Source organism: Mycobacterium sp. UM_11, from assembly GCF_001414075.1.
In the GTDB taxonomy this organism is placed as follows: domain Bacteria; phylum Actinomycetota; class Actinomycetes; order Mycobacteriales; family Mycobacteriaceae; genus Mycobacterium.
On the sequence record NZ_LATC01000018.1, the window covers coordinates 1 to 25,570 of the forward strand.

Here is a 25,570-nt window from a genome sequence, read left to right on the forward strand (position 1 = left end):
CGGCAGCGTCAGATGTGTATAAGAGACAGGACGTAGGCGAGGCCGGTGGAGATGTCATCTTTGCGCTGCGCCAAGCCATTCACGAACTGGGACAGCTTGTCCAGACCGTCGGAGAACTCTCGGTCGCGGACGGCAAACGTGTGCAACACGGTATTCAAGTTCGTGATGAGCTGGGTGATGAGCTCGCTGCGCCCGGCCAAAGTCGAAGTCAGCATTGAGGTCTGGGCCAGTACCGAAGCGACGGTTCCGCCTTGACCCTGAAATATGCGAAGCAATTGGCCGGACAGAGCGTTGACCTGATCGGGGTCCAACGCCCGAAACAACGGCCGGAACCCGCCGATCAGCGCATCGATGTCCAGCGCTGGGGACGTCCGCGTCAACGGGATCGTCGCACCCGGCGGCAGCCGGCGCGCGCCCGGCCCTTCTTCCAGGGCCAGGTAACGATCGCCGATCAGGTTCTCGTAGCGCACAGCGACTTTGGTCCCCTCGGTGAGGCGCACGCCTTTGTCCACCGAGAAACCGATGGTGACGGTGCCGTCGCGCTGCAAGTGCAGGTCACCGACCTTGCCGACCTCAACCCCCGCGATGCGCACGAAGTTGCCGGACTTCAGGCCGGAGATGTTCGTGAAGACCGCCTGGTAGCCGGTGCGGTCCTCGAATCGAAACTGGCCGAAGACGGCGACCAGCGTGAACGTGAACACCGCACACACCGCGGTGAAAGCCGCGATGCGCACGATGATGGCGGACAACTTTCGTCTTTTCACGGCGGCGGTTGTCCCCCACGGTAGAAGTAGCGCGGCGCTTCCGGTGGGTTCTTGGTGGTCGGGAACCAGTTCGCCCACCACGGATTACCGGTGGCCATGTTGGTACGGATCTCGTTCGGGGCGGCGCCCCAGCCGGTGTCGGTCACCAGCGCACGCACCGGGAAGTTCGCACTCGGGTCGGGCAGCGACCCACAGCTCGGCTTGCCCCCCGGGCCGCCGGTGGCATTGGTTTTCGGCAGGTGTTTGGGGTACCGGTACGGATCGTCACCGAACAGCAGCCCGGCGTCCAAGATCACCGAATAGCCGTTGCCGCCCAACGCGTCTCGACCCCCGTGGTCCACGTACCACTGCGAGCCCTGGAACAAGCAGGTGAACGTCGGCGAGTATTTGTTCAGCAGCGCCGTGGTCGGGTCGAGCAGGTTGATCGACCGGACGATGTTGGATTCGTTCCTGCCGATGACGTTGATGCCGGTCTGGCTCAAACCGACCGCCGACAACAACAGCGTGTCAAGCGACCGTTGGTTTTCGGTCAGGGTGTTGCTGGTCGTCGCCGCCGAGTCCAGGATCGACAAAATATTCTGGGCGGCGTCGGAATAGATCGCCGTCGTCTTGCCGAACAGCCTCCAGTCCTTGTCGATGGTGTCCATGCGGGGATTGACGGTCAGCAACACGTCGTTCGCCCCGCTGATTGCCTGGCCGAGCCGTTCGCCCTTGCCGCGCAACGCTTCCGAGAAGGCGGACAAAATCGCGTTCAGCTTCGCCGGGTCGATCGCATGGACCACCGACTGGAGATTCTCGAAAACGGTGTTGACCTCGACCGTCACGTTGCGGGAGTGCAACACCGCGCCGGGCTTGAGCGGGGTCGCGCTGGGGTGTTCGGGCACGATCAGGTCGACGTATTTCGACCCGAACGCCGTGGTGGATTTGATTTCGGCCTCGAGGTTGCTCGGCAGGTATTTGAACGGGCCGGGCTGCATCTTCAGCTGTAGCTCAGCCGCTTTCACATTGGTGCCGATCGACGCCACCTGGCCGACCTGCACCCCGCGCAGCTTGACCTTGGCGCCCTGCTCCATCACGAGCCCGGCGCGGTCTGACACGAGCGTCAGCGGGATCGACTCCTGGAATTTTCCCGAGAACGCCCCCGCGGTCAATGCGATGATCGCCGCCACAAGGATGAACAGAGTAGGCGCCCACCAGATCGGGTCGATTCTGCTGCGGCGGACCCTGTTGCTTTGCCCCGGTCCACTCTCCCTGTGATTGCTCATGCCGTCATCCCGACAGGTTGAAGTTGCCGGACTGTCCGTAGACGGACAGCGAAATCGCCAGGCAGACAAAGGCCGTGACGATCATCGATGACCGCACCGAACGCCCGACAGCCTCCCCCACCCCGGCGGGACCACCTGTCGCGGTGAAACCGTAATACGTGTGGACCACCATCACGCCCGTCGCCATGGTCAGAGCCGCCAGAAACGACCAGAACAAGTCGGTGGGACGCAAAAACGTGGAGAAGTAGTGCTCGTACACCCCGCGCGACTGGCCATAGGTGTAAATCGTCAGGAACTTGGCCGCGATGAACGACATCAGCACCGCGACGGCGTATAGCGGGATGACGACCAGGATCCCGGCGATGATCCGTGTCGATGACAGATACGTGATCGCGCGGATGCCCATCACCTCCAACGCGTCGATCTCCTCGTTGATCCTCATGGCCCCCAGTTGGGCCGTCGCGCCGGCACCGATCGTGGCTGCCAGTGCCAGGCCGGCGGTGCACGGCGCGATCATCCGAACATTCAAAAAGGCCGACAGAAATCCGGTCAGCGCCTCGACCCCGACGTTGGACAGCGTGTCGTAACCCTGGACCGCGACCAGGGCGCCGGTGGTCAGGGTCAGGAAGCCGATGATGCCTACGGTCCCCCCTATCACCGCCAAAGCGCCTGTGCCCATTCCCATCTCGGCGATCAGCCGAAGCAGCTCGTTCGGATAGCGGCGCACCGCATCGGCGATGTTGACCAGGGATTGCCCGTAAAACGCCGTCTGTTCACCGAGCTTGCGGGCGTAATCGGTCACCCGCGGGCCAAGGCTGATGATCCACGACGGTTCCCCCGCTGCGTCGGTCACTTCGCGGTGACCTTCACGCCGAGCGCGGTGAGCACGATGTTGATGAAAAAGAGTGCCATGAAAGAAAAGACCACGGTCTCGTTGACGGCATTACCGACACCGGTGGGACCGCCGCCCACCGACAGGCCCTTGTAGCAAGCGATCAGGCCCGCCGACAACCCGAACAGCGTGGCCTTGATCAGCGACGTCACTACCTGCGGAAGCCCCGTAACAAGGGTCATTCCTGCGACGAAAGCGCCGGGGGTGACGTGCTGAACGAAGACCACGAAAACGTAGCTTCCCGTCAGCCCGGTGACCGCAACCACCGAGTACAGCAGGACCGCGACGAAAGTGGCGGCGATGATGCGCGGAACCACCAGGGCCTGAATCGGATCGACGCCGATCACCTTCATCGCGTCGATTTCCTCCCGGATGGTGCGGGCGCCCAGGTCTGCGCACATCGCGGTCGACCCGGCACCGGAGACGACCATCGCGGTGACGACGGGGCCGACCTGCGTCACCGACGCCAGACCCGCGCCCGCACCGGACAGATCACCGGCGCCGATCTCGACCAACAGGATGTTCAGGACAAACACGATGAGGACCGTGTACGGGATCGACAACATGATCGTCGGAACGATGGACACCCGTGCGACGAACCAGATCTGCTCCAGCAACTCCCGCCACGCCCACGGACCCCGCACCGCGGCGATCAGCGCTCGGGCGCTGAGTAGGAAGAACTCGCCCAGAGCATTCATGGGCTTCGCGATGGTGGAGCCGTTCACAAGGCTCGCTCCGCCCGACCGCCGTTCATATGGCCCAATCCCGTGTTCCATTCTCGTAATGCAATTAATGCGCCGGTAATTAACCGGCGCAAAAGCCGCGGATGTTTTTACACGCCGACTGCGATGTCAGTTTGCCGCGCATAGACCACGCCAGGAATTTACGGGCACGGCTATGCGCGCGTAAGAGTTGCAATCAACACGAAGAAATATGGCCAGCACCGAGTGAGGCTTGGCGGGAGTTCATGCCGTCGTCGATCATCACGGCATGCCATGACGTGAATAACCCCTGGTTAGGGCCCGATCCTGCGGCCGCACGGCGACCGGGGCCAGAGCGCGGGGTGGTTCGCGGGAGGGGCACGAAGGCGGCCGGACCAGCATGCGGCCAATGTCACATGCGTCGGCGAGCCCTCAGCTGGCGGGGTCGAAGAATGGCGACTCGTCGCTTGCCGAGTTTTCCATCGCAAACCTGGATGAGCGTTCACGGCCACCGTCCCGTTCGGCTATCGCCGCCACCGACACAGTCGGCGAGGGCCGGTATTCGAAGCAAGGGTTACGGTCAGGGTGAGCCTAAAAGGACCACCTGCGAGAGCATTTCCACCCGGATACGCTTGCGAGGTGACTGATCGCCCGTCCTCGTATCTGGTGCTGGCATCCCAACGCAGCGGCAGCACGCTGTTGGTCGAATCGCTGCGCGCGACCGGCGTCGCCGGCGAGCCGCAGGAGTTCTTTCAATACCTGCCGGCCACCAGCCAGGCCCCACAGCCGCGCGAATGGTTCGCCGGGGTGGAGGACGAATCGATCCTGAGCCTGCTCGACCCGCTTGATGCCGGGACGCCTGACCTCGCGCCGCCGGAGATTTGGCGGGACTACATCCGCACGGTCGGGAGGACACCGAACGGCATTTGGGGCGGCAAGCTGATGTGGAACCAGACTCCGCTGTTGCTTGATCGCGCAAAGAATCTGCCGAATCAAAGCGGTGACGGTCTGCGGGCCGCGATCCGCGACGTGGTGGGCGAGGAACCGCTCTTCATCTATGTCCACCGGCCCGACGTGATCTCGCAGGCGGTCTCGTTCTGGCGAGCGGTGCAGACGCGGGTGTGGCGCGGCCGGCCGGACCCGGTCCGCGACGCGCGCGCCACCTATCACGCCGGCGCCATCGCCCACGTCGTCACCATGTTGCGCGCCCAGGACGAGGCCTGGCGGAATTGGTTCGCCGAAGAGGACGTCAAGCCGATGGACATCCCCTATCCGGTCTTGTGGCGCAACCTGACTCAGGTGGTGGCCGCCATCCTGGAGGCCTTGGGACTCGACCCGCAACTGGCTCCCGAGCCGGTGCTCGAACGCCAAGCGGACCAGCGCTCCGATGACTGGGTGGGCCGGTACCGTGCGGATGCCGAAAAGCACGGCCTGCCAACCTGACCGCGACCGCGCGCCTAAATTCAGGGCGAGCCAATCACTTGGTGGCCGCGCCCCGAGACACCATCATTCGCAAAGGATGTGGCGCCCATGGCCGCCGCAGAGGACTGAGGAGCAAGCAGCATGGGTGACGCGAGTGATGGACACGATGAAAGGCCGCAATCACCGGGCTGGCCGGCGCGGCTCGGTTCGATATCGGTGGACTGGTGGGCGACCGCGGTGGCCGGCGTGATCGTCGCGCTGGCCGTGGCCAACCTGCTTCCGAAGATCCCGTGGTGACCGCATGAGCACCGTTCGCGTCGAACCCGACGAAACGTCGACCGAGGCCACATTCACCAGCGCACGTCCGCTCGACTATGTGCCGGGCATCCTGCTGTTGATCGGCGTCGGGGTGCTGGGCAAGTACGCCCAGATCTGGTGGAACACGCTGGCCAAGCACCACCACTGGACGGTGCCCGACATCGAATACGTGTTGTGGGCCATCGTGATTGGGTTGCTCATCACCAACACCGTCGGCCTGCACCCGATATTCCGGCCCGGCGTGCAGACCTACGAATTCTGGCTCAAGGTCGGGATCGTTGCGCTCGGTTCGCGGTTCGTCCTCGGTGACATCGCGAAACTCGGCGGCATCAGCCTGGTGCAGATCCTGGTCGACATGACGATCGCGGGGACGATCATCATCGTCGCGGCGCGCGCGTTCGGGTTGTCGGGCAAGCTCGGCTCGCTGCTGGCGATCGGGACGTCCATCTGCGGGGTGTCGGCCATTGTGGCGGCCAAGGGCGCGATCCGGGCCCGCAACGCCGATGTCAGCTACGCGATCGCGGCGATCCTGGCGCTGGGCGCGGTCTCGCTGTTCGCGTTGCCGCCGTTAGGACACGCGATCGGGCTCACCGATCACGAATTCGGCTTGTGGGCCGGGCTTTCGGTGGACAACACGGCCGAAACCACGGCCACCGGCTACCTGTATTCCGACCACGCCGGCAAGATCGCGGTGCTGGTGAAGTCGACCCGTAACGCGCTGATCGGGTTCGTCGTCCTGGGCTTCGCCCTCTATTGGGCCGCGCGTGGGCAGGCCGACGAGATCGCGCCCGGGGCCAAGGCCAAGGCCGCGTTCGTCTGGCAGAAGTTTCCGAAGTTCGTGCTCGGCTTCCTCGTGGTCTCCGCGATCGCGACCGCGGGCTGGCTGACCAAGGGCCAAACCGCCAACCTCGCCAACGTGTCGAAATGGGCGTTCCTACTGACTTTTGCCGGTGTGGGACTCAACACCGACATCCGCCAGATCGCGCGCTCCGGATGGCGACCGCTGGTGGTCGCCATCATCGGGCTCACGGTCGTCGCCGCGGTCTCGCTGGGCATCGTGTTGCTGACGTCGCGCGTGCTGGGTTGGTACACGGGCACTTAGCCGCGGGCCTGGGCCGTCAGCCGACGTTGGTGCCACCCTCGGCGATCCGGCGCACCGCCGCGAGGAAGACGTCGATCTCCTCGAACGTGTTGTAGAAAGCGAACGACGGGCGAACCGTGGCCTCCAACCCCAGTCGCCGCAGCGCGGGCTGCGCGCAGTGATGGCCGGCGCGCACCGCGATGCCCTCGGCGTTGAGCGCCTTGCCCACTTCGAGCGGATCGTGCCCGGCCAGCACGAAGGACAGCACACTGGCCTTCTCGGTTGCGGTACCCACCAACCGGACACCCGCGATGTCGGCCAGGCGCGGCGTTGCGTACTCCAGCAACGCGTGCTCGTAGGCCGCAATCCGTTCGATCCCCAATCGCTGCACGTACCGCAGCGCCTCGGTGAGCCCGACGGCGTCGGCGATGTTGCCGGTGCCGGCCTCGAACTTGGTGGGCGGCCCCTGATACAGCGAGCGTTCGATCGTCACGTCGGCGATCATGTGGCCGCCGCCCTGCCACGGCGGCGTTTCGGTCAGCGCCTCCTCGGTGCCGTAGAGCGCCCCGATACCGGTCGGACCGTAGATCTTGTGCCCGGAGAACACCAGGAAGTCGGCGCCGAGCTCGGAAACATCAACCGGCACATGCTGAATCGACTGAGCCGCGTCGATGAGCACCCGCGCGCCATAGCGATGCCCGAGCTCCACGATCTTGTCCACCGGGACCACCGTGCCCAACGCGTTGGACACCTGGCTGGCGGCCACCAGCTTCGTCCTGGGGCCGAGCAGTTCCTCGAATTCGCTCAGCAGCAGGTTGCCCGCGTCGTCGATCGGCGCAACCTTCAGGATCGCGCCCGTTTTCTGCGAAATGAGTTGCCAGGGAACGATGTTGGCGTGGTGCTCCAGGTGGGTGATGACGATCTCGTCGCCGGGTTGCAGATGCTTGCCGCCCCACGCATGCGCCACCAGGTTGATCGCCTCGGTGGTGCCCCGCACGAAGACAATGTTCTCGGAACTTGGCGCGCCGATGAATTCGGCCACGGTGTCACGGGCTTCCTCGTAGGCGTCGGTAGCCCTGGCCGCCAATTCGTGTGCGGCGCGGTGAATGTTGGAGTTCTCGTGCGCGTAAAAGTGTGACAGCCGGTCGATCACCACCTGCGGCTTCTGGGTGGTCGCCGCGTTGTCGAACCAGATCAGCGGCTTTCCGTTGACGACCTCCTTGAGGATCGGGAAGTCCGCCCGGATCGCGTTGACGTCGAACACCTCGTGCTCGTCGGGCAGCCGCGGCACCGCGTCGGCAACGCTGAGGAACGAGTAATTGTGTTCGTCGCCGGTCGGTGCGGGCGGCGCGGCGGGCACGGCGAGCTCCGACCAGCGAAGGTCGGGCACCGGCGGCGCCTGTGATCCCCAGGTCGGCACCGCGTACGGCGGGGCGGCGGGCACCCCGAGTCCGCCGAAGTCGCCCGACGCGGCGGTCGTGTCCGGCACACCACCCCGAGGCGCGACCGGAACGGTCTGCGGCGGGGCGTCGGGCTCCGGTGACGCAGGACCCGGCAGGTAGATGTCGGTGACACCCAGCGCCGGTATCGGGGCCGAATACACGTCGACCGCCGCGACGGCCGCCCGTCCGGCCGACGTCGCCGCCGTGGCGTCCGGCACGCCGCCGCGCGGGGCGACGGGCACCCCCTGCGGCGGCGTTTCGGGCTCGGGCGATGTCGGGGCCGGAACGTACACGTCGGTCAAACCCAGCGCCGGAATCGGCGCCGGATACACGTCGGCGGTGCCGGCGACCGCCTGCCCGGCCGACGTCGCGGCCGTGGCGTCGGGCACGCTGCCGCGCGGGGCCGGCGGCGCCGACTGCGGTGGGCCGTCGGGACCCGGCCGGATGCTGGCCGCGTACAGCTGGGTGGCCAACGCGGCGAGTTCCGCGGCGCTGATGGGCAGGTCGCTTTCGGCGTCTACCGCGCGGTACTCACTTGTACTCATGGAACTGGTCCACGGCGACGTCGTCGAGCACGGCGAGCGCGTCGTCGGTGAGCACGGCCAGGGACGAGTAGAGGGTGACCAAGTAGGTCGCGATCGCCGACTGGTTGATGCCGGTGAACCGCACCGACAGCCCCGGCGCCTGCTCGCCGACCAGGCCCGGCTGGAACAGGCCGACCACGCCCTGGCGCTCCTCGCCGGTTCGCACCAGGATGAACTTGGTCTTGCCGTCTTCCACCGGCACCTTGTCCGACGGGATGAGCGGGATGCCGCGCCAGGTGATGAACTGCGCACCGAACAGGCTGACCACCGGCGGCGGCACGCCGCGGTAGGTGGCCTCGCGGCCGAACGCGGCGATTCCCAGCGGATGGGTCAAAAAGAAGCTGGGCGTCTTCCACACCTTGGTGATCAGCGCGTCCAGGTCGTCGGGCGCCGGAGCGCCGGCCAGCGTCTGGATGGTCTGCTCCGGAGTCGCCTGGGCCAGCAGCCCGTACTCGGGGCTGTTGACCAACTCGAACTCCTGGCGCTCCTTGATGGTCTCGATGGTCAGCCGCAGCTGCTGGGCGATCTGGTCATGGGGACTCGAATACAGGTCGGAGACCCGAGTGTGGATGTCGACAAGGGTCGAGATGCTGCGCAGCGTGTATTCGCGTGGGCTGGTCTCGTAGTCGACGTAGGTCTCCGGCAGCGGCTCTTCGGTGCCCGCGCCCGCTTCGGCCTTGATCGCGACCCCTTCTGGGTTGACCACCCGGTTCACCCGGTACAGGCCCGCTTCCACCGGCACCCAGCTGAGCAGGTGCAGCAACCAGCGGGGCGTGATCGTGGAAAGCTGCGGGACGGTCTTCGTCGCGTTGGCCAGCTGTCTAGCTGCGAGATCGCCGAGTGCCTGAGACTCGCTTTGAGCCGACGTCATCGTGGTCCTTCCGTGCTCGATCGAATGCTGCAGCGTAGTGCGGCAGGTCCATGATCACCCGCCGTGACCGGCTTCGCGCGCCGAGCCTAGGAGACTCTCGGGGCGGCGCAAAGCATTACTCCCGTGCTGAGTTAAAGGGCCGTAAAGCGCCCGCAATCTGACAGTGATCTTTGTCTGGGCCTATAGTGGGGCCCATGCAACAGGCCGTTCAGCCGCGCTTCGTTCCTTCGCGCATTGCCGCCTGCTGTTGTTGTCGCTGTTGTTGATTTCCTGACGCTTTTTTGACGCAGTAGAAATCCCGCGCTCTCCCGCCGGTGGATGGGCCTTCCCACCCCGCGGTCGCCAGGCGCGCGTTCGCCAACCGGAAACTTTGTAGGAAGAACGACCAGCCATGACAGTGATGTCCCTATCCACCCGCGCCTCCGCGGCGGTTCAGACCCGTCACCGGGTCCTCGTCCGGCCCGCGACGGAAGTCGCGCGGATGACGCGCTACCGCGGCGGCACGTACTCCCACACCGTGGACACGATCGTGTTCGCCGACGGTAGCTCCGCCCGAACCGACCTCATCAGGGTCAATCCCAACCTGCACGCGTATTCATTGGACTTCTTCGGCATCGCCCCACATGAGCCGTCCCGGTACCGCCTGGACAGCTGGTCGGCGCTGCCCCACCTGCGCAGCCGCGACCACGAAGCCGAGGTCGATTGGATCCTGCGCAACTCCTTCCCGATGCGCACGACCGCCGAACTGAGCGAAAGCCTGCGCGCCGCGGGCAACCCGCTGGGCCGGGCCCATATCGGCGAACACGAGGCGATTGCCGCCACCCAGGCCGCGATTTGGCATTTCACCAACGGTTTGGCCCTGGACACCCGGCCGCTGAACGTTCCCGTCAAGGTGCGCCGAGCGGGCGGACGCGTGATCACCTTCGAATTCGACGGCGAACCGCAACTGGGCGGGTACTCGGTATGGGTGGCGTCGGACGCCGCCGTCGGACTGAAACTGCAGAAGTCCGCCGACGGCATTGCCTGGCAAGACATTTCGCGTTCCCAGCTGACGGTGGACGCGGGCAAGGGTCGCCACCGGCGCACGCTCGGGGTGGGTAGCACCGTTTCGGCCAGCAGCCACGGCAGCGGGGGTCGTGGGTATCGCCATTACCGATTGATCGCGACGACCGACGCGACCAATCCGACCATCGACCATGTTCGCTTCTGGCTGACCGGTGCCCGCCACTACCGCAATGCCGATCGAATTGTGCACCTCTACAATTATCTGATCACTGGGGCGCGCAAAGCCTTGCGCGATACGGTGGAACCACAACTAGTCGATACCGACGCAACCGCCAATTCGGAGCTCATAGGACCGTTTCAAGTGCCAATCCCGTTGACGCTCAATGTTGGTGACGGACACACACTCGTCGACTCCGACGGTGAGACGGTCGTCGGCGCTGTGCAGGCGGGCACGGACTTTTACCTGCGGCCCGCACCGGGTACGTCCACCACGACAGTCACCGCGACAACACCGGACAGCCTCACCGGGCGGGTGCTGACCGGAGTCGCAGTGGAGGGAGCGGCACATCGATTCACCCCCATCGCGCTGACCGTACCCACAGCCGTGGCCATCGAATACGACATCAGCTGGCCGACCGACGAGTCATGTACCGACATCGCCTGAGGAAGACAGATGAGCATCGCAGATAACGTCACACAACTGATCGGGAACACGCCGCTGGTGCGGCTGAACCGGGTCACCGAGGGGGCGGTCGCCGACGTCGTCGCCAAGCTGGAGTTCTTCAACCCCGCGAACAGCGTGAAGGACCGCATCGGGGTCGCCATGCTGGACGCGGCCGAGCAGGCGGGCCTGATCAAGCCCGACACGATCATCCTGGAACCGACGAGCGGAAACACCGGCATCGCGCTGGCGATGGTGTGCGCCGCCCGCGGCTATCACTGCGTGCTGACCATGCCGGACACGATGAGTAAAGAACGCCGAATGTTGTTGCGCGCGTTCGGCGCCGAGATCGTGCTGACGCCGGGCGCCGAAGGCATGGCCGGGGCCATCGCGAAGGCCGAAGAGCTCGCCAAGAGCGACCAACGGTATTTCATCCCGCAACAGTTCGAGAACCCGGCGAACCCCGCGATCCACCGCAAAACCACCGCCGAGGAGGTGTGGCGGGACACCGACGGCAAGATCGACTTCTTCGTCTCCGGGGTGGGGACCGGAGGGACGCTCACCGGCGTCGCCCAGGTCATCAAGGAACGCAAGCCGTCGGCGCGTTTTGTGGCCGTGGAGCCCGCCGCGTCACCGGTCCTGTCCGGCGGTCAGAAGGGTCCGCACCCGATTCAGGGCATCGGCGCCGGATTCGTCCCGCCGGTGCTCGAGATGGACCTGGTAGACGAGGTCATCACGGTCGGCAACGAGGAATCGCTCGACATGGCCCGTCGGTTGGCCCGGGAGGAGGGGCTGCTGGTCGGCATCTCCTCGGGCGCGGCCGTCGTCGCGGCGCTGCAGGTGGCCCGCCGTCCCGAGAACGCCGGCAAGCTCGTCGTGGTGGTGCTGCCCAGCTTCGGTGAGCGCTATCTGAGCACGCCGCTCTTCGCCGACCTGGCGGATTAGTCATGCTCGCCGCCATCCGACGTGACATCCGGGCCGCCAGGGAGCGCGACCCGGCCCGACCGACCACGCTGCAGGTGATCTTCGCGTATCCGGGCGTGCACGCCATCTGGGGCCACCGAATCAACCACTGGCTCTGGAATCGCGGCGCCAGGCTGGCCGCGCGGACGTTCGCCGAGCTGCTCCGCATCCTGACCGGAGTCGAGATCCACCCGGGCGCGGTATTGGGCCCCGGCCTGTTCATCGACCACGCGACCGGCGTGGTCATCGGCGAGACGGCCGAAGTGGGCGAGGACGTGACCATCTACCACGGGGTCACCCTCGGCGGCAGCGGCAGCGAAACCGGCAAACGCCACCCGACGATCGGCGACCGGGTGATCATCGGCGCCGGCGCCAAGGTGCTTGGCGCGATCAAGATCGGCGACGACAGCCGGATCGGCGCCAACGCCGTCGTCGTCAAAGAGGTTCCGTCAAGCGCCGTCGTCATCGGGGTGCCCGGACAGGTCATCAGCCGCCACGGGCGAAGCAGCCCCGACGACTCGATGATGCCCGACCTGGTGGGCGTCAGCCTCCAGTCGCTCCTCACCCGGGTGGCCAGGCTGGAGGCGGCTAACGACGGACAAGAGTCCGAAAGTGTCATCCGGCCACCGGAAGCCGGGGTATGGCACGGCGAAGACTTCTCCATCTGAGGTCCACGTGAGCACCCTTGTCATCGCCGGAACGGCGCTATTCGCGGCGCTGGGTGCCGCCACAGCTGCGGGCGCGATATTCAATCGACGCTCCGGGGTGTTGCGCGAGACCAATTCCGATTCCCAACAGGACACGTCGGACCTGGGGTTGGCGCAGACGGGGCCAACCGTGGTGCACTTCAGCGCCGCCTGGTGTGGCCCATGCGCGTCGGTGCGCCGCGTGGTCGACCAAGTCTGCGCCGATCTGCCCGACGTGTCGCACGTGGAGATCGACATCGACGCCAACCCCGTGGCCGCCAAGCGGCTGTCGGTGTTGTCGCTGCCGACGACGCTGATCTTCGACGCTCAGGGCCGTCAGCGGTACCGGACCGCCGGGGTGCCGAAGGTCGGCGACCTGCGCGCCGCGTTGCAGCCGCTGTTGGCCTAGCCTCGAATCATCAAGGTCTCGAACGACTTTCCACCCGCCAACTCGGCGAAGTATTACTCACGGTGAGCTTAATGCGGTAATGGAATGCGTTGTCGCCTCGGGCGTTGCACAGTGGGTTAGCAACGAATCGGAAGGCGCGCGATGACCGAGCTGCACCTGGCCGTTGGGCTGGACGGCTACGGCTGGCATCCGCACGCGTGGCGATACGCGTTCGCACACGGTGCGGCCGTGGGCGAACACCTCGGCGGCCGGTACTGGGCCGCCCTGGCCGCCGTCGCGGAGCGGGGCCTGCTCGACTTCCTGACCATCGACGACTCATTCGACGTTCAGCCGGGCCGGCGACCCGAGATATCGCCGCGGCGGCTGGCGGGCCGCGCGGACGCCGTGCTGGTGGCCGCGCGCATCGCGCCGGTCACCACTCACATCGGCCTGGTGCCGGTCGCGACGGTGACCCACACCGAACCCTTCCACGTGTCGAAAGCGATTGCGACACTGGACCACATCTCGCACGGTCGGGCGGGCTGGCAGGTGCGGATCAGCGCGACCGCGCACGAGGCCGCGCTCGTCGGTCGGCGGTCCGGCATGCAGACCGAGGAGCTCTTCGACGAGGCCGCCGACGCCGTGGAGGTCGCGCGGCGGCTCTGGGACAGCTGGGAGGACGACGCGGTCATCCGTGACGCGGCCACCGGGCGCTACATCGACCGGGACAAGTTGCACTACATCGACTTCGCCGGCGAACACTTCTCGGTCAGGGGCCCGTCAATCACCCCGCGGCCACCGCAGGGCCAGCCGGTGGTGCTGGCGCTGGCGCACGCGCCGCGGGTCTATGAGTTCGCCGCCACCAGTGCCGACATCGTCGCGGTCACCCCGCGCGACCGCGACTCCCTGCGCGCGATCCTGCGTGACGTCACCGAAGCGCAACGCGCCGCCGGCCGGACGCTGAAGGTGTACGCCGACCTGGTCGTCTCGCTGGTCGAGCACCCCCTGACACCCCCGGCGGCCATCTCCTCCGACGCACACGTGTTCGCCGGCAGCGCAAGCGATTTAGCCGAACTGTTGCTTGCCTGGCACGACGCGGGAGTCGACGGGATAAGGCTACGGCCCGCAGTCAACGCGATCGACCTGCCCGCGATCGCCGACGAACTCGTGCCATTGCTGCAGCGCGCCGGGGTGTTCCGCACCGGCTACCGCGACGGCGAAACGCTGCGCGAGCGCCTCGAATTGGCTCCCGCGCCCAACCGCTATGCGGCGGTGGCGCGATGACCGTCACCCCGCTCTCCATCCTCGACCTGTCCCCGATCAGCGCCGGGTGCGACGCGGCGACGGCGCTGCGGAACACCATCGACCTCGCGCAGCACGCCGAACGATGGGGTTACCAGCGCTACTGGCTCGCCGAGCATCACTTCGTCGCGGTGGCCAGCTCGGCGCCGGCCGTGCTGATCGGCCAGATCGCAGCCGCCACCGACCGCATCCGGGTGGGGTCCGCGGCGGTGCAGATCGGCCACACCACGCCGATCGCCGTGGTCGAAAGCTTCGGCGTGCTCGACGCGCTCTATCCCGGCCGCATCGACATGGGCCTGGGCCGATCCGGGCAGCGGCGCAGGGAGGCCGTCGCATCGCCGGAGCCGACAACCTCGTCTGCGCCCCCGCCGTGGCGAGACGTCGACGGCATCGTCATCCCCGCGCCGTTCGACCCGACTGCGCTGATGAAGAGCGACCGGATGCGGGCACAGGCCTCGGTGCTCGCCCAGCCCTGCGCGCAAGCCGCCGACTTCGCCGAGCAGATCGACGCCATCGAAGCGCTACTCGACGGCACCTACACCGTCGACGGCCACGAATTGCACGCCGTCCCAGGCGAACACGGGCAACTGACGCCGTGGATCTTCGGCAGCACCCGCGGGCAGAGCGCGGAGGTCGCCGGCGCGCGCGGGCTGCCGTTCGTGGCGAGCTACCACATCACCCCGGGCACCGCGCTCGGCGCGATCGCCGCCTACCGCGACGCGTTCCGGCCGTCCGCCCGGCTGGCCGAGCCGTACGTGGTGGTCTCCGCCGACGTCGTCGTCGCCGAGGACAGCGCCACCGCGCGTCACCTCGCGTCAAGCTATGGGCACTGGGTCTACTCCATCCGAAGCGGGCAGGGCGCCATCCCCTACCCCGATCCCGACCTCTGCGAACCCCTCACCAACGACGAACTCGGACTGGTGGCCGACCGCACCGCAACGCAATTCGTCGGCAATCCGGACGAGGTCGCCGATCGGCTGGAGCTGCTGCGTAGGGTGACCGGCGCCGACGAACTCGTGATCACGTCGGTCACGCACCGGCACACCGACCGGCTGCGCTCACACGAGCTGATCGCCAAGCGCTGGGGGCTGACCGGATGAGCGCACGAACAGTCAAGCGCCGCAAGCAGATAATTCTCGGCGCGCACTTCCCCGGGGTCAACAACACCACCGTGTGGTCCGACCCCGACGCCGGCAGCCAGATCGCGTTCGAATCGTTCGTACACCTCGCCCGGACCGCGGAGCGAGGGCTGTTCGACTTCTTCTTCCTGGCCGAGGGCCTGCGGCTGCGCGAACATCGCGGCAGGATTCACGACCTCGACGTGGTGGGCAGGCCCGACACGTTCACGGTCCTGGCCGCGCTCGCCGCGGTCACCGAACGGCTGGGCCTGGCCGGAACCATCAACACCACGTTCAACGAACCTTACGAAGTGGCAAGGCAATTCGCCACGCTGGACCACCTCTCCGACGGCCGGGCGGCCTGGAACATGGTCACCTCGTCCGACGCATTCACCGGAGAGAACTTCCGGCGCGGCGGGTTCCTCGACCACGCCGATCGGTACAAGCGGGCCGAGGAATTCATCACCGTCGCACGGAGATTCTGGGACGGCTGGGCACCCGATGCCGTGCTCGCCGACGTCGACGCGGGCGTCTATGCCGATCCCGCCCGGATCCACACCGTCGAACACCGCGGCGCGCAGTTCGACATCCGCGGCGTGGCGTCGCTGCCCGCCGGCCCTCAGGGCCATCCGCTGCTGCTGCAGGCCGGCGATTCCAGCGATGGCCGCGATTTCGGCGCCCGGCATGCCGATGCCCTGTTCACGTTGCACGGATCGCTCGAGGCCGGACAGCGCTATTACGCCGACGTGAAGAGCCGCGCCGCCGCCCATGGGCGCGACCCCGACCAACTCAAGGTCCTGCCGGGTGCGACGTTCGCGCTCGGCGACACCCCGCAAGAGGCGGAGGACCACGCCCGTCACATCCGCGAGCAACAGGTGAGCGGCCCGACCGCGATCGCGTTCCTGGAGCAGGTCTGGGGCGTCGACCTGTCCGGCTACGATCCCGACGGGCCGCTGCCCGACACCGACCCCGTCGAGAATCCGCACATCACCCGGGGCCGCGTCCGCCACGGCGACCCGAAGGCGGTCGCCGCCGCGTGGCGCGCCCGCGCGCAGGCCGAGAACATGTCGATCCGCCAGCTGATCATCGAGGTGACGAGCCGTCAGCAGTTCGTCGGGACGCCGGCGCAAGTCGCCGACGAGATCGATCGGCATGTGCAGGAGGATGCCTGCGACGGGTTCATCTTGGTGCCGCACCTGACGCCACGCGGCCTCGACGAGTTCGTCGACAAAGTGGTGCCGCTGTTGCAGGAACGCGGCAGCTTCCGCACCGAATACCACGGCGCGACGCTGCGGGAACACCTGGGTTTGTCGCCGGTTCCCGGGTGGTCGGGCCGAAGCACGGGTGTCGCTGTCGGCGACTGACGACCCGGCCCGACTTCCGACCTTCTTCGAGATGCGGTCACCGCGATCGACGCTACGGTTGGCCTAACGCGCCACGCCACGGACGGAGATTGTCGATGAGCGACGCCCACGCACCACGGATTCCGCCCGCACTGGCCGCGCCGAGCCTGAACCGGGGGGTGGGCTTCACGCACGAGCAGCGGCGGCGGCTGGGGTTGACCGGGCGACTGCCGTCCGCGGTGCTCACGCTCGACCAACAGGCCGACCGGGTTTGGCGGCAATTGCAAAGCCTGGCAACCGATCTGGGCCGCAACCTGCTGCTGGAGCAGCTGCATTACCGCCATGAGCTGCTGTACTACAAGGTGCTGGAAGACCATCTGCCCGAACTGATGCCGGTGGTCTACACGCCCACGGTCGGCGAGGCCATTCAGCGGTTCTCCGACGAATACCGCGGACAGCGGGGGCTCTTCCTGAGCATCGACGAGCCCGACGAAATCGAGCCGGCCTTCGCGACTTTCGGGCTGGAACCCGACGACGTCGACCTGATCGTGTGCACCGACGCGGAAGCGATCCTGGGCATCGGCGACTGGGGCGTGGGCGGCATCCAGATCGCGGTGGGCAAGCTGGCGCTCTACACCGCCGGCGGCGGCATCGACCCGCGCCGCTGCATCGCGGTCTCCCTCGACGTCGGGACCAATAACGAACAGCTGCTTCAGGATCCGTTCTACCTGGGCAACCGGCACGCCCGTCGCACCGGCCAGGAATACGACGACTTCGTCAACCGGTACATCGAGACCGCGCACCGGCTGTTTCCGCAAGCGATCCTGCACTTCGAGGACTTCGGCCCGCTCAACGCGCGCCGGCTCCTGCACGCCTACGGCGAGAAGTACTGCGTGTTCAACGACGACATCCAGGGCACCGGCGCGGTGGTCGTCGCGGCGGTGTACGGCGGCTGCCATCTCACCGGTGTGCCGATGCGCGACCAACGGGTGGTTGTCTTCGGGGCAGGGACCGCCGGGATCGGGGTGGCCGACCAGATTCGCGACGCGATGGTGTCCGACGGCGCCACCCCCGAGCAGGCCAGCGCGCAGATCTGGCCGATCGACCGGCAGGGCCTGCTATTCGACGACATGGCGGACCTGCGCGATTTCCAGGCGCCCTACGCGAAGAACCGCAGCCGGTTGGGCATCGGCGCCGGGGACCGGGTGGGATTGGTCGACACCATCAAGCTGGCTTCCCCCACCGTCCTGCTGGGCGCTTCGACCGCGTTCGGCGCCTTCACCGAGAAGGTCGTGCAGGCCATGACCGCGTCCTGTGTGCGCCCGATGATCTTCCCGCTGTCCAATCCGACCTCGCGCATGGAGGCCATGCCGGCCGACCTGCTGCAATGGTCCGACGGCAAGGCGCTGATCACCACCGGCACCCCGGTCGCGCCGGTCGAATTCGACGGCATCGCCTACACGATCGGCCAGGCCAACAACGTGCTGGTTTTCCCGGGAATCGGGCTGGGCATCATCGTCGCGGGGGCGCGGCTGCTGACCAAGGGCATGTTGCAGGCGGCGGCCAAAGCCGTTGTGCGACAAGCTAATCCGTCGGCCCCCGGGGATTCCCTGCTGCCGGACGTCAAGGATCTGCGGGCCATCTCGACCGCGGTCGCCGAGGCCGTGTATCACGCGGCCGTGGCCGACGGGGTGGCCACCCGCACGCACGCCGACGCCCGCCAGGCCGTCCTGGACGCTGTATGGACTCCGGTCTACGACTAGCGGCTCGTCGAGGCTGTAATACCGGCTCGGTGCCGAGAACTTGCTCCCCCGCCTGGACTCGAACCAGGAACCTATCGGTTAACAGCCGAACGCTCTGCCAATTGAGCTACAGGGGATCAACACAATCGCGGGACGACTCTAGCGTACTGGCATTACCGCACCCAACTGGACGGGAGGCGCCTCTGGCCGCTGATCTAAGCCGATCGGACGCGCACGCACCCGGCCGGGTGAGGCAGGATGGAACGGTCGCTAGTCGGGAGGAACGTTTTGATCCGGTATGTCGTGGTGCTTGGACTGGGGTACGTGCTGGGCTCGAAGGCCGGGCGTCGCCGATACGAGCAGCTCGTCGGCACGTATCGCGCGCTGACCAGCAGCCCGGTGGCCAAGTCGGTGATCGAAGGGGGCCGCCGCAAGATCGCGAACCGGATCTCCCCGGACGCCGGGTTCGTCACCGTCGCCGAGCTCGACGACCAAACGGCCATCTTGGAGCGCGACGCCCAGCGACCGGCCGACGAGGCCCTCACATCGTCAGATCGTCGCCGCTAGCCTGCTCGAGCAGGCTGCGCCGGTAGGCCTCCATCGCGACCAGGTCACCGAATAGCGCGTGGTACTCGTCGCCCTGGTCGATCGGCGACATGCGCTGCAGCTTGGACTTCACCTCGGCGATCTGGCGGCCCATCCACACCTCCTGCAGGCGGGCCAGCACGCCCGCGATGTAGCGCGGCAGCTTTTCGTCGTCGACCGCGACGGCCTCCACCCCGAGCTCGCTGATCAGCCCCGCGGTCAGCTCCGAGGTGGCCCGCTGGCGCACCGCGTCGATCCACTGCGCCCCGGTGACGCCGCTCGACGTGCCGCCCGCGGCCTCGATCGCCCCGCGCACGGCGGCGTAACCGGGGTGGGTGAAGCTTTCGACCGTCAGCGTGTCGAACACCGGCCCGGCCAGGGCCGGGTACTGCAGCGCCGACTTGAGCGCCTCGCGCTGCGGCCACAGGGTCGGGTCCCGCGGGTCCGGGCGCGTCGCGGCGGGTTGGGCCGCGGCCGCGGGCCCAGAAACCCGCCCACCCCCGCGGAGGTCCGCCGAGACTCGGGGTTTCTTGGCCTCCTCGCGCACTCGCCCGATGACCTGGGCCACGTCGTCCCAGCCGACCCAGCCGGCGAGCTGGCGGGCGTACTCGTCGCGCAGCGTTGGGTCTTTGATCTGGCCGACCATCGGCACGCAGCGGCGCAGCGCCGCGACCCGGCCCTCGGCGCTGTCCAGGTCCATCTCGGCGATCGCGGTGCGTATCGCGAACTCGAACAACGGCGTGCGCCGGGCCACCAGGTCGCGCAGCGCGCCGTCGCCGGATTTCAGCCGCAGGTCGCAGGGGTCCATGCCGTCCGGTGCCACCGCGACGAACGACTGCCCCGCCAGGTTCTGCTCGCCGCCGAAGGCCTTGAGCGCGGCCGCGCGCCCGGCCGCATCACCGTCGAACACGTAGATCAGCTCGCCGCGAAAGAAGCTGTCGTCCATCATCAGCCGGCGCAGCATGCCCAGATGCTCGTCGCCGAACGCGGTGCCGCACGACGCCACGGCGGTGGTGACCCCGGCCAGATGCATCGCCATCACGTCGGTGTAGCCCTCGACCACGACCGCCTGATGGCCCTTGGCGATGTCGCGTTTGGCCAGATCGATGCCGAACATCACCGACGACTTCTTGTACAGCAGCGTCTCGGGCGTGTTGATGTACTTGGCTTCCATCGGGTCGTCGTCGAACAGCCGGCGGGCGCCGAACCCGATGACCTCGCCGGCCGCAGTGCGGATGGGCCACAGCAGCCGCCGGTGAAAGCGGTCGATCGGGCCGCGCCGCCCCTGCCGCGACAACCCGGCCGCTTCCAGCTCCTTGAACTCAAAACCCTTGCGTACCAAGTGTTTCGTCAGCGAGTCCCATCCGGACGGTGCGAAGCCGCAGCCGAAACGGCGGGCCGCCTCGGCGTCGAAGTTGCGTTCCGTCAGGTATTGCCGGGCCGGCGCGGCCTCGCCGGATTCCAGGGCCGCGGCGTAGAACTCCGCGGCGGCCGCGTTGGCCGCGACGAGCCGGCTGCGGCTCCCGCGATCGCGTTGCACGCTGGTCGCCGGGCCGGTGTAGCTGATGGTGTGGCCGATCCGGTCGGCGAGCAGCTCGACGGCCTCCACGAAGCTGACGTGCTCGATCTTCTGGATGAACGCGTAGACGTCGCCGCCTTCGCCGCAGCCGAAGCAATGGAAGTGGCCATGGTTGGGGCGGACGTGAAACGACGGCGACTTCTCGTCGTGAAACGGGCACAGGCCCTTGAGCGAATCGGCGCCGGCGCGCCGCAATTGGACGTAATCGCCCACCACTTCCTCGATGCGGACCCGCTCGCGGATGGCGGCGATGTCCCGATCGGGGATCCGGCCCCGGCCCCTGGGCCGGGCGTCGTCATCCGCGCGCGGGGCGCGCCCCCACGAACCTGCCGGGCTGGACATCGGCTCAGTCTAGAGCGCCGACCGGGCCGGCTAACCGGTTCCGATGACCCCGCATGCCACCCGTTCCATCGCGTGGTCGGTGTTCTCGGCGCCGTGCAGCATCAGGGCCGTCTTGTTGCCGCCCAGCAACTCGTCCCGATTGAACGCGTCGGTGGTGGTGACCAGGTAGGCCGAACCGTCCGACCGCACCTCCAGCGAGGTCAGGTCGCCGCTTTCCGGCTTGCCGGTGTGCCCGGGGGCCTGGTAGTGACCGCCGGCGGACAGGAAGTTTCCGGGCGGGCCGCCGGTCGGGGCGACCGAATTGGGCTCGCACTTGCCGATCTCGTGGACGTGCAGGCCGTGGAATCCGGGCGTCAGGATGCCACCGGCGACCGTCTTGACGGTGACGGTGACGTACCCTCCGGTGAAGTCGAACGTCGCCGTGGCGGCGGTCCGCCCGTCCGGCGTCTTCAGTTGGGCACTGAGCGATTCGCCGTTGGGCGCGGGTGTCGTCGTCTCGCCCGACGACGACGGTGCGGCGCTCTTCACCGGAGGGGTGGTGCCGGGCTGGTTGCTCGCGTGCTGAGGTGAGCTACAGGCGGTGATGGCGACGACGGGAAGCCCCACCGCGAGGGTGGCGATACCGCGGAATTTGGTCATGCCGGGCAGCCTATCCCGCGACGGCGACGACACCGTCGCGGGATGACGCGCCGCTAACCGGCCGCTTGGCCCGCGTCGATTCGTTCCAGCCGACCCTCGGTGTAGGAGGCGATCTGGTCGACGATGACCCGCAGCCGGGCGCGGTCGTCGGCCGCGGTGATGAACGCCGCGGCGAAGACGGGATCGAGCGTCCGTGGCGCCCCCGAGTACAGCGACCGCGCCACCCGGTGGATCCGTTCGCGCTGCCTGGCTTGGGTGTCGAGGTGCCGCGGATCGGACATGATGAATTGCAGCGCAAGGATTTTCAGCAGGGCGACCTCCGCGCGCACCAGGTCGGGCACCAGCAGGTCGGCCCGGTAGCGCACCAGCGGACCGGGACCGGCCGCCGCGCGGGTGGTGGCGATGGCGGCCGAGGCGAATCTGCCCACCAGTTCGCTCGTGAGTCGCTTCAACGCCACCGACGCCGCCAGCGTCGCGTCGTACTTGCCGACCGCGGCCACCACCGGCAGGGCCGAGAGCCGCTCCGCCGCCGCCATGAAGTCGTCGGCGCTGACCCGGGAGAATTCGCTCTCGCCCAACTTGGCCAGCGCGGCCGCCTCGTCCTTGTCGGCGAGCACGCGCAGATCGATGCGCTGCGAGACGACGCCGTCCTCGACGTCGTGAACCGAATAGGCGATATCGTCGGCCCAGTCCATCACCTGCGCTTCCAGGCACATCCGCCCCCCCGGCGCGCGCGCGCGAACCCAGGCCGCCGGCTCGCGGTCCTCGTCGTAGAACCCGAACTTGCGTCGCCCATCACCTCTCGGCCACGGATACTTGGTGACCGCGTCCAGGGACGCGCGGGTCAGGTTCAGCCCGGCGCTATTGCCTTGCCCGTCAAGCACTTTGGGCTCGAGACTGGTCAGGATGCGGAAGTTTTGCGCGTTTCCCTCGAAGCCGCCGTAGTCGGCGGCGAACTCGTCCAGGGCGCGCTCGCCGTTGTGCCCGTAGGGCGGATGGCCGATGTCGTGGGCCAGGCCGGCCAGCTCGACCAGGTCGAGGTCGCAGCCCAACCCGACCGCCATCCCCCGCCCGATCTGCGCGACCTCCAGCGAGTGCGTCAGCCGGGTGCGCGGGGTGTCGCCTTCCCGGGGACCCACGACCTGGGTCTTGTCGGCCAGCCGGCGCAGCGCGGCGCTATGCAACACGCGGGCCCGGTCCCGGGCGAAGTCGGTGCGATGTTGGCCTTCGGTACCCGGCAGACCCGCAGTCTTCGGCGCCTCGCCTACCCGCCGTTGCCGGTCGAAGTCGTCGTAAGGGTCTTGCCGATTCGTGGTCACCGACGCACAGTCTGCCAGGGAATGCCGGGCGGGGGATCGCTGCGCCGCACGGCTATTTGCCCGTATCCCCGCCGGGCTAAATTGGCGTCATGCGCACTGCCCGCCCGCTGAGCGTGGTCGCGACGATCCTCGCGATCGCGTTAGGCGGGGGGCTGCTGGTCGCGCCCGCGGCCGGCGCGCAGCCCCCGTTCCGGCTGGCCGACTACGTCACCGACAACGCGGGCGTGCTCTCGGACTCCGGCCGCTCGGCGGTGACGTCGGCCGTCGGCAGGCTGTATACGGATCGGCACGTCCGGCTGTGGGTGGTCTACATCGACACGTTTTCCGGCCAGGACCCGGTGAGCTGGGCGCAGGCCACGATGCGCTCGAGCGATCTGGGCGACTACGACGCCCTGCTGGCCGTCGCCACCACCAGCCGGGCATACGCCTTCCTGGTGCCGACCACCGTCAAGAGCGTCAGCGCCCGCCAGGTCGATGACTTGCGACGCAACAAGATCGAACCGGCCTTGCACAACGGCGACTGGAGCGGCGCCGCGGTTGCCGCGGCCAACGGGCTCAACAGGTCGCCGGGCTCGTCGGGCCGGGTGGTCCTGCTGGTGACGCTGGCGCTCATTGTCGGCCCGCTGGCGGCCCTGCTGTTGGTGATGCGCTATCGCCGCCGGCGGCGACGCGCGGCCGCCCTGGCCGCGGCCCGACGGGTCGACCCCACCGACTCCCAAGCGCTGGCGGGCGTGCCGCTGGAGGCCCTTGACGATCTGTCCCGCGCGCTGGTGGTGGACGTCGACAATGCCGTGCGAACCAGCTCGAACGAGCTCGACCTGGCCGTCGCCGAGTTCGGTGAGGAGCGAACCCAACCGTTCACCCAGGCCCTGGGCAACGCCAAAGCCGCTCTGTCCCAAGCGTTCACGGTGCGACAACAGCTGGACGACAGCACGCCCGAGACACCCGGGCAGCGTCGCGAATTGCTCACCCGGGTGGTCGTGTCGGCGGCGCGCGCCGACCGCGAACTGGAATCGCAGACCGAGGCGTTCGAGAACCTGCGCGACCTGGTGATCAACGCCGGATCGCGGCTCGACGGGCTCACGCAGGCCTACGTGGAGCTCACCACCCGCATCGGCCCGTCAGAACAGCGGCTGGCCGAGTTGCACGGCCAATTCGACGCGGCCGCACTGACTTCGGTGTCCGGCAATGTGACGGCCGCCAAGGAGCGGCTTGCGTTCGCCGACCGCAACATCGGCACCGCCCGGGAGTTGGCCGCCGAAGCCGTCGGCGGCCGCCAGGCCGGCTTGGTCGATGCGGTCCGCGCCGCCGAGTCCGCGCTCGGGCAGGCGCGCGCCTTGCTCGACTCGGTGGACAACGCGGCCACCGACATCCAGCACGCGATCGACCGCCTGCCGTCGGCCATGGCCGACATTCAGGCGGACATCCAGCGCGCGGGCGAGCTGCTGCAGAAGGGGCAGACCACCGCTCACACCGGCGATCTGCTGACGGCGCGCGATGCGGCCGCCCGCGCCGTCGACGGGGCCCGCGCCGGGGCCGCCACCGACCCGCTCGGCGCATTCGCCCAGTTGACCAAGGCCGATGCCGACCTCGGCGAGCTGCTGGTCACGTTGGCCCAGGAGCGGGCCAGTGCCGAGCAGCTGCAGCGGAAGATCGAGCAGGCGTTGTTCACAGCCGAGTCCCGGGTGCGGGCGGTGTCCGATTACATCGACACGCGCCGGGGCAGCATCGGCCCCGAAGCTCGCACCCGGCTCGCCGAAGCCGACCGGCACCTGCACGCCGCGCGGGACAAGAGGGCGACGAACCCGACCGAAGCGATCGCCCACGCCAACGCGGCGTCGACGCTGGCCGCCCAGGCGCAGACGCTGGCCAATGCCGACGTCCAATCCGCTCAGCGCGCCTACACCCGCGGCGGGAGCAGCGACATCGGCGCGATGCTGGGCGGCATCATCATCGGCAACGTGCTCAGCGGCGGGATGCGGGGTGGATTCGGCGGCTGGAGCCCGACGTCGTTCGGCGGCTCGTCCGGCGGCGGCTTGATGGGTGGCGGCGGGCGATTCTGAGCGGCTCGCGGTCAGCCGGCGGCCGGTGAATGCGGTATCACGCCTCCGCTGCGCGGCATGTTGATGCGGGGTTCGGCTTCGCCTTCCCACCGCTTCCATTCGGTCCACTCGGTGAATTGACTGGCGTCCGCGACGACGGCGGCGGGGGCCGTGGCGTCAACGGGGGCTTCGGCGGCGTCCTCGCTCACTTCCGGCTTCGGGGCCCAGTGGTCGTAGTCGTCCGGCGGCACGGCCACACCCCAATTGAGAGGAACCGACAGGCCACCGAGCATCCCCGACTCACCCCTAACCGCCGACACCGAGTCGTCGGGTAACGGCGGACTAAGAGGCAAAAGCATGTTGCCCCCTTCCACAGCCGAATCTTCGGATGCTGTGGCCGAACCAATTAACACCAAGCAGCCACATCGTAAGCCAAACTTCAGACAAATACCCCAAAAACGGGGATTTGCTTTTCGCAAAGCGGACGGCCACGACGCGGGCCGGAACTGCGACGAA

Annotated in this window: 22 protein-coding genes, 1 tRNA gene and 1 pseudogene; 13 read left to right on the forward strand and 11 right to left on the reverse strand. The window is 67.8% G+C overall.

Features of this window, described 5'->3' with window-relative positions; genetic code table 11:
- Positions 1-29: 29 nt before the first annotated feature.
- The 4 genes and pseudogenes from WU80_RS06945 to WU80_RS06960 all read right to left on the reverse strand — a co-directional run.
- Positions 30-764 (reverse strand): annotated as a pseudogene (locus tag WU80_RS06945) (MCE family protein); the annotation flags it as partial.
- Complete coding sequence (locus WU80_RS06950; protein WP_082459750.1) at positions 761-2,029, reverse strand: MCE family protein; 1,269 nt, start codon at positions 2,027-2,029, stop codon at positions 761-763. The pseudogene WU80_RS06945 and the gene WU80_RS06950, both read right to left, overlap by 4 nt.
- Before the next feature lie 4 nt (positions 2,030-2,033).
- A complete protein-coding gene (locus WU80_RS06955) occupies positions 2,034-2,882 on the reverse strand; it encodes an ABC transporter permease (protein ID WP_055400732.1) in 849 nt (282 codons plus the stop codon).
- Positions 2,879-3,646, reverse strand: coding sequence for an ABC transporter permease (locus WU80_RS06960; RefSeq protein ID WP_055400734.1), 768 nt, complete (start codon positions 3,644-3,646; stop codon positions 2,879-2,881). Before WU80_RS06960 ends, WU80_RS06955 begins: the two co-directional genes overlap by 4 nt.
- A 615-nt stretch (positions 3,647-4,261) precedes the next feature.
- Between WU80_RS06960 and WU80_RS06965 the strand changes: the two genes are divergently transcribed.
- The 3 genes from WU80_RS06965 to WU80_RS06970 all read left to right on the forward strand — a co-directional run bounded on the left by WU80_RS06965 (position 4,262) and on the right by WU80_RS06970 (position 6,464).
- On the forward strand, positions 4,262-5,065 hold the full coding sequence (locus WU80_RS06965) for a Stf0 family sulfotransferase (RefSeq protein WP_055400736.1): 804 nt from the start codon (positions 4,262-4,264) through the stop codon (positions 5,063-5,065).
- A 120-nt stretch (positions 5,066-5,185) separates the two neighbouring features.
- A complete protein-coding gene (locus WU80_RS26085) occupies positions 5,186-5,341 on the forward strand; it encodes a hypothetical protein (RefSeq protein WP_197281126.1) in 156 nt (51 codons plus the stop codon).
- Between the two features lie 4 nt (positions 5,342-5,345).
- Positions 5,346-6,464 (forward strand): YeiH family protein, encoded by a 1,119-nt coding sequence (locus WU80_RS06970; protein ID WP_055400738.1) that lies wholly within the window; start codon positions 5,346-5,348, stop codon positions 6,462-6,464.
- A 16-nt stretch (positions 6,465-6,480) separates the two neighbouring features.
- Here the strand turns inward: WU80_RS06970 and WU80_RS06975 are convergent, their stop codons facing one another.
- A complete protein-coding gene (locus tag WU80_RS06975; protein ID WP_055400740.1) occupies positions 6,481-8,430 on the reverse strand; it encodes a family 2A encapsulin nanocompartment cargo protein cysteine desulfurase in 1,950 nt (649 codons plus the stop codon).
- Positions 8,417-9,340 (reverse strand): family 2A encapsulin nanocompartment shell protein, encoded by a 924-nt coding sequence (locus WU80_RS06980; RefSeq protein WP_055400742.1) that lies wholly within the window; start codon positions 9,338-9,340, stop codon positions 8,417-8,419. The genes WU80_RS06975 and WU80_RS06980 overlap by 14 nt, the downstream gene beginning before the upstream one ends.
- A gap of 391 nt (positions 9,341-9,731) precedes the next feature.
- Here WU80_RS06980 and WU80_RS06985 point away from each other — a divergent pair, with 391 nt between their 5' ends.
- From WU80_RS06985 to WU80_RS07020, 8 genes are all read left to right on the forward strand, one after another.
- On the forward strand, positions 9,732-11,009 hold the full coding sequence (locus WU80_RS06985; protein ID WP_055400744.1) for a thioester domain-containing protein: 1,278 nt from the start codon (positions 9,732-9,734) through the stop codon (positions 11,007-11,009).
- 9 nt (positions 11,010-11,018) lie between these two features.
- Positions 11,019-11,951, forward strand: a complete 933-nt coding sequence (cysK, locus tag WU80_RS06990) for a cysteine synthase A (protein WP_055400746.1) — start codon at positions 11,019-11,021, stop codon at positions 11,949-11,951.
- A 2-nt stretch (positions 11,952-11,953) separates the two neighbouring features.
- Positions 11,954-12,637 carry a serine O-acetyltransferase gene (gene cysE, locus WU80_RS06995; protein WP_055400748.1) on the forward strand — a complete coding sequence of 228 codons (684 nt, stop codon included), beginning with the start codon at positions 11,954-11,956 and terminating at the stop codon, positions 12,635-12,637.
- A gap of 7 nt (positions 12,638-12,644) precedes the next feature.
- Entirely contained in the window at positions 12,645-13,064 is a 420-nt protein-coding gene (locus WU80_RS07000) for a thioredoxin family protein (protein ID WP_055400750.1), read from the forward strand.
- Positions 13,065-13,205: 141 nt separating this feature from the next.
- Entirely contained in the window at positions 13,206-14,327 is a 1,122-nt protein-coding gene (locus WU80_RS07005; protein WP_055400752.1) for an LLM class flavin-dependent oxidoreductase, read from the forward strand.
- On the forward strand, positions 14,324-15,445 hold the full coding sequence (locus WU80_RS07010) for an LLM class flavin-dependent oxidoreductase (RefSeq protein ID WP_055400755.1): 1,122 nt from the start codon (positions 14,324-14,326) through the stop codon (positions 15,443-15,445). Before WU80_RS07005 ends, WU80_RS07010 begins: the two co-directional genes overlap by 4 nt.
- Positions 15,442-16,827, forward strand: coding sequence for an NtaA/DmoA family FMN-dependent monooxygenase (locus tag WU80_RS07015; RefSeq protein WP_055400757.1), 1,386 nt, complete (start codon positions 15,442-15,444; stop codon positions 16,825-16,827). Before WU80_RS07010 ends, WU80_RS07015 begins: the two co-directional genes overlap by 4 nt.
- Before the next feature lie 95 nt (positions 16,828-16,922).
- Positions 16,923-18,569, forward strand: a complete 1,647-nt coding sequence (locus WU80_RS07020; protein ID WP_055400759.1) for an NAD-dependent malic enzyme — start codon at positions 16,923-16,925, stop codon at positions 18,567-18,569.
- 43 nt (positions 18,570-18,612) lie between these two features.
- Here WU80_RS07020 and WU80_RS07025 read toward each other — a convergent pair.
- Positions 18,613-18,685 (reverse strand) — tRNA-Asn (locus WU80_RS07025).
- A 151-nt stretch (positions 18,686-18,836) separates the two neighbouring features.
- Between WU80_RS07025 and WU80_RS07030 the strand changes: the two genes are divergently transcribed.
- Positions 18,837-19,115, forward strand: coding sequence for a hypothetical protein (locus WU80_RS07030; RefSeq protein WP_055400761.1), 279 nt, complete (start codon positions 18,837-18,839; stop codon positions 19,113-19,115).
- Here the strand turns inward: WU80_RS07030 and dnaG are convergent.
- The 3 genes from dnaG to WU80_RS07045 are packed head-to-tail and all read right to left on the reverse strand — an operon-like array spanning position 19,090 to position 23,012.
- The gene (gene dnaG / locus WU80_RS07035) at positions 19,090-21,054 is read right to left on the reverse strand and encodes a DNA primase (RefSeq protein WP_055400763.1); all 1,965 of its coding nucleotides are present in this window, start codon (positions 21,052-21,054) and stop codon (positions 19,090-19,092) included. The genes WU80_RS07030 and dnaG overlap by 26 nt on opposite strands.
- Positions 21,055-21,084: 30 nt before the next feature.
- The gene (locus WU80_RS07040) at positions 21,085-21,693 is read right to left on the reverse strand and encodes a superoxide dismutase family protein (protein ID WP_082459751.1); all 609 of its coding nucleotides are present in this window, start codon (positions 21,691-21,693) and stop codon (positions 21,085-21,087) included.
- 53 nt (positions 21,694-21,746) lie between these two features.
- Entirely contained in the window at positions 21,747-23,012 is a 1,266-nt protein-coding gene (locus WU80_RS07045) for a deoxyguanosinetriphosphate triphosphohydrolase (protein ID WP_055400765.1), read from the reverse strand.
- Positions 23,013-23,101: 89 nt separating this feature from the next.
- On the opposite strand from WU80_RS07045, the gene WU80_RS07050 reads away from it, so the two are divergent.
- Positions 23,102-25,075, forward strand: a complete 1,974-nt coding sequence (locus WU80_RS07050; RefSeq protein WP_055400767.1) for a TPM domain-containing protein — start codon at positions 23,102-23,104, stop codon at positions 25,073-25,075.
- 11 nt (positions 25,076-25,086) lie between these two features.
- On the opposite strand, the gene WU80_RS07055 is transcribed toward WU80_RS07050, so the two are convergent.
- A complete protein-coding gene (locus tag WU80_RS07055; protein ID WP_055400769.1) occupies positions 25,087-25,347 on the reverse strand; it encodes a hypothetical protein in 261 nt (86 codons plus the stop codon).
- Positions 25,348-25,570: the final 223 nt, after the last annotated feature.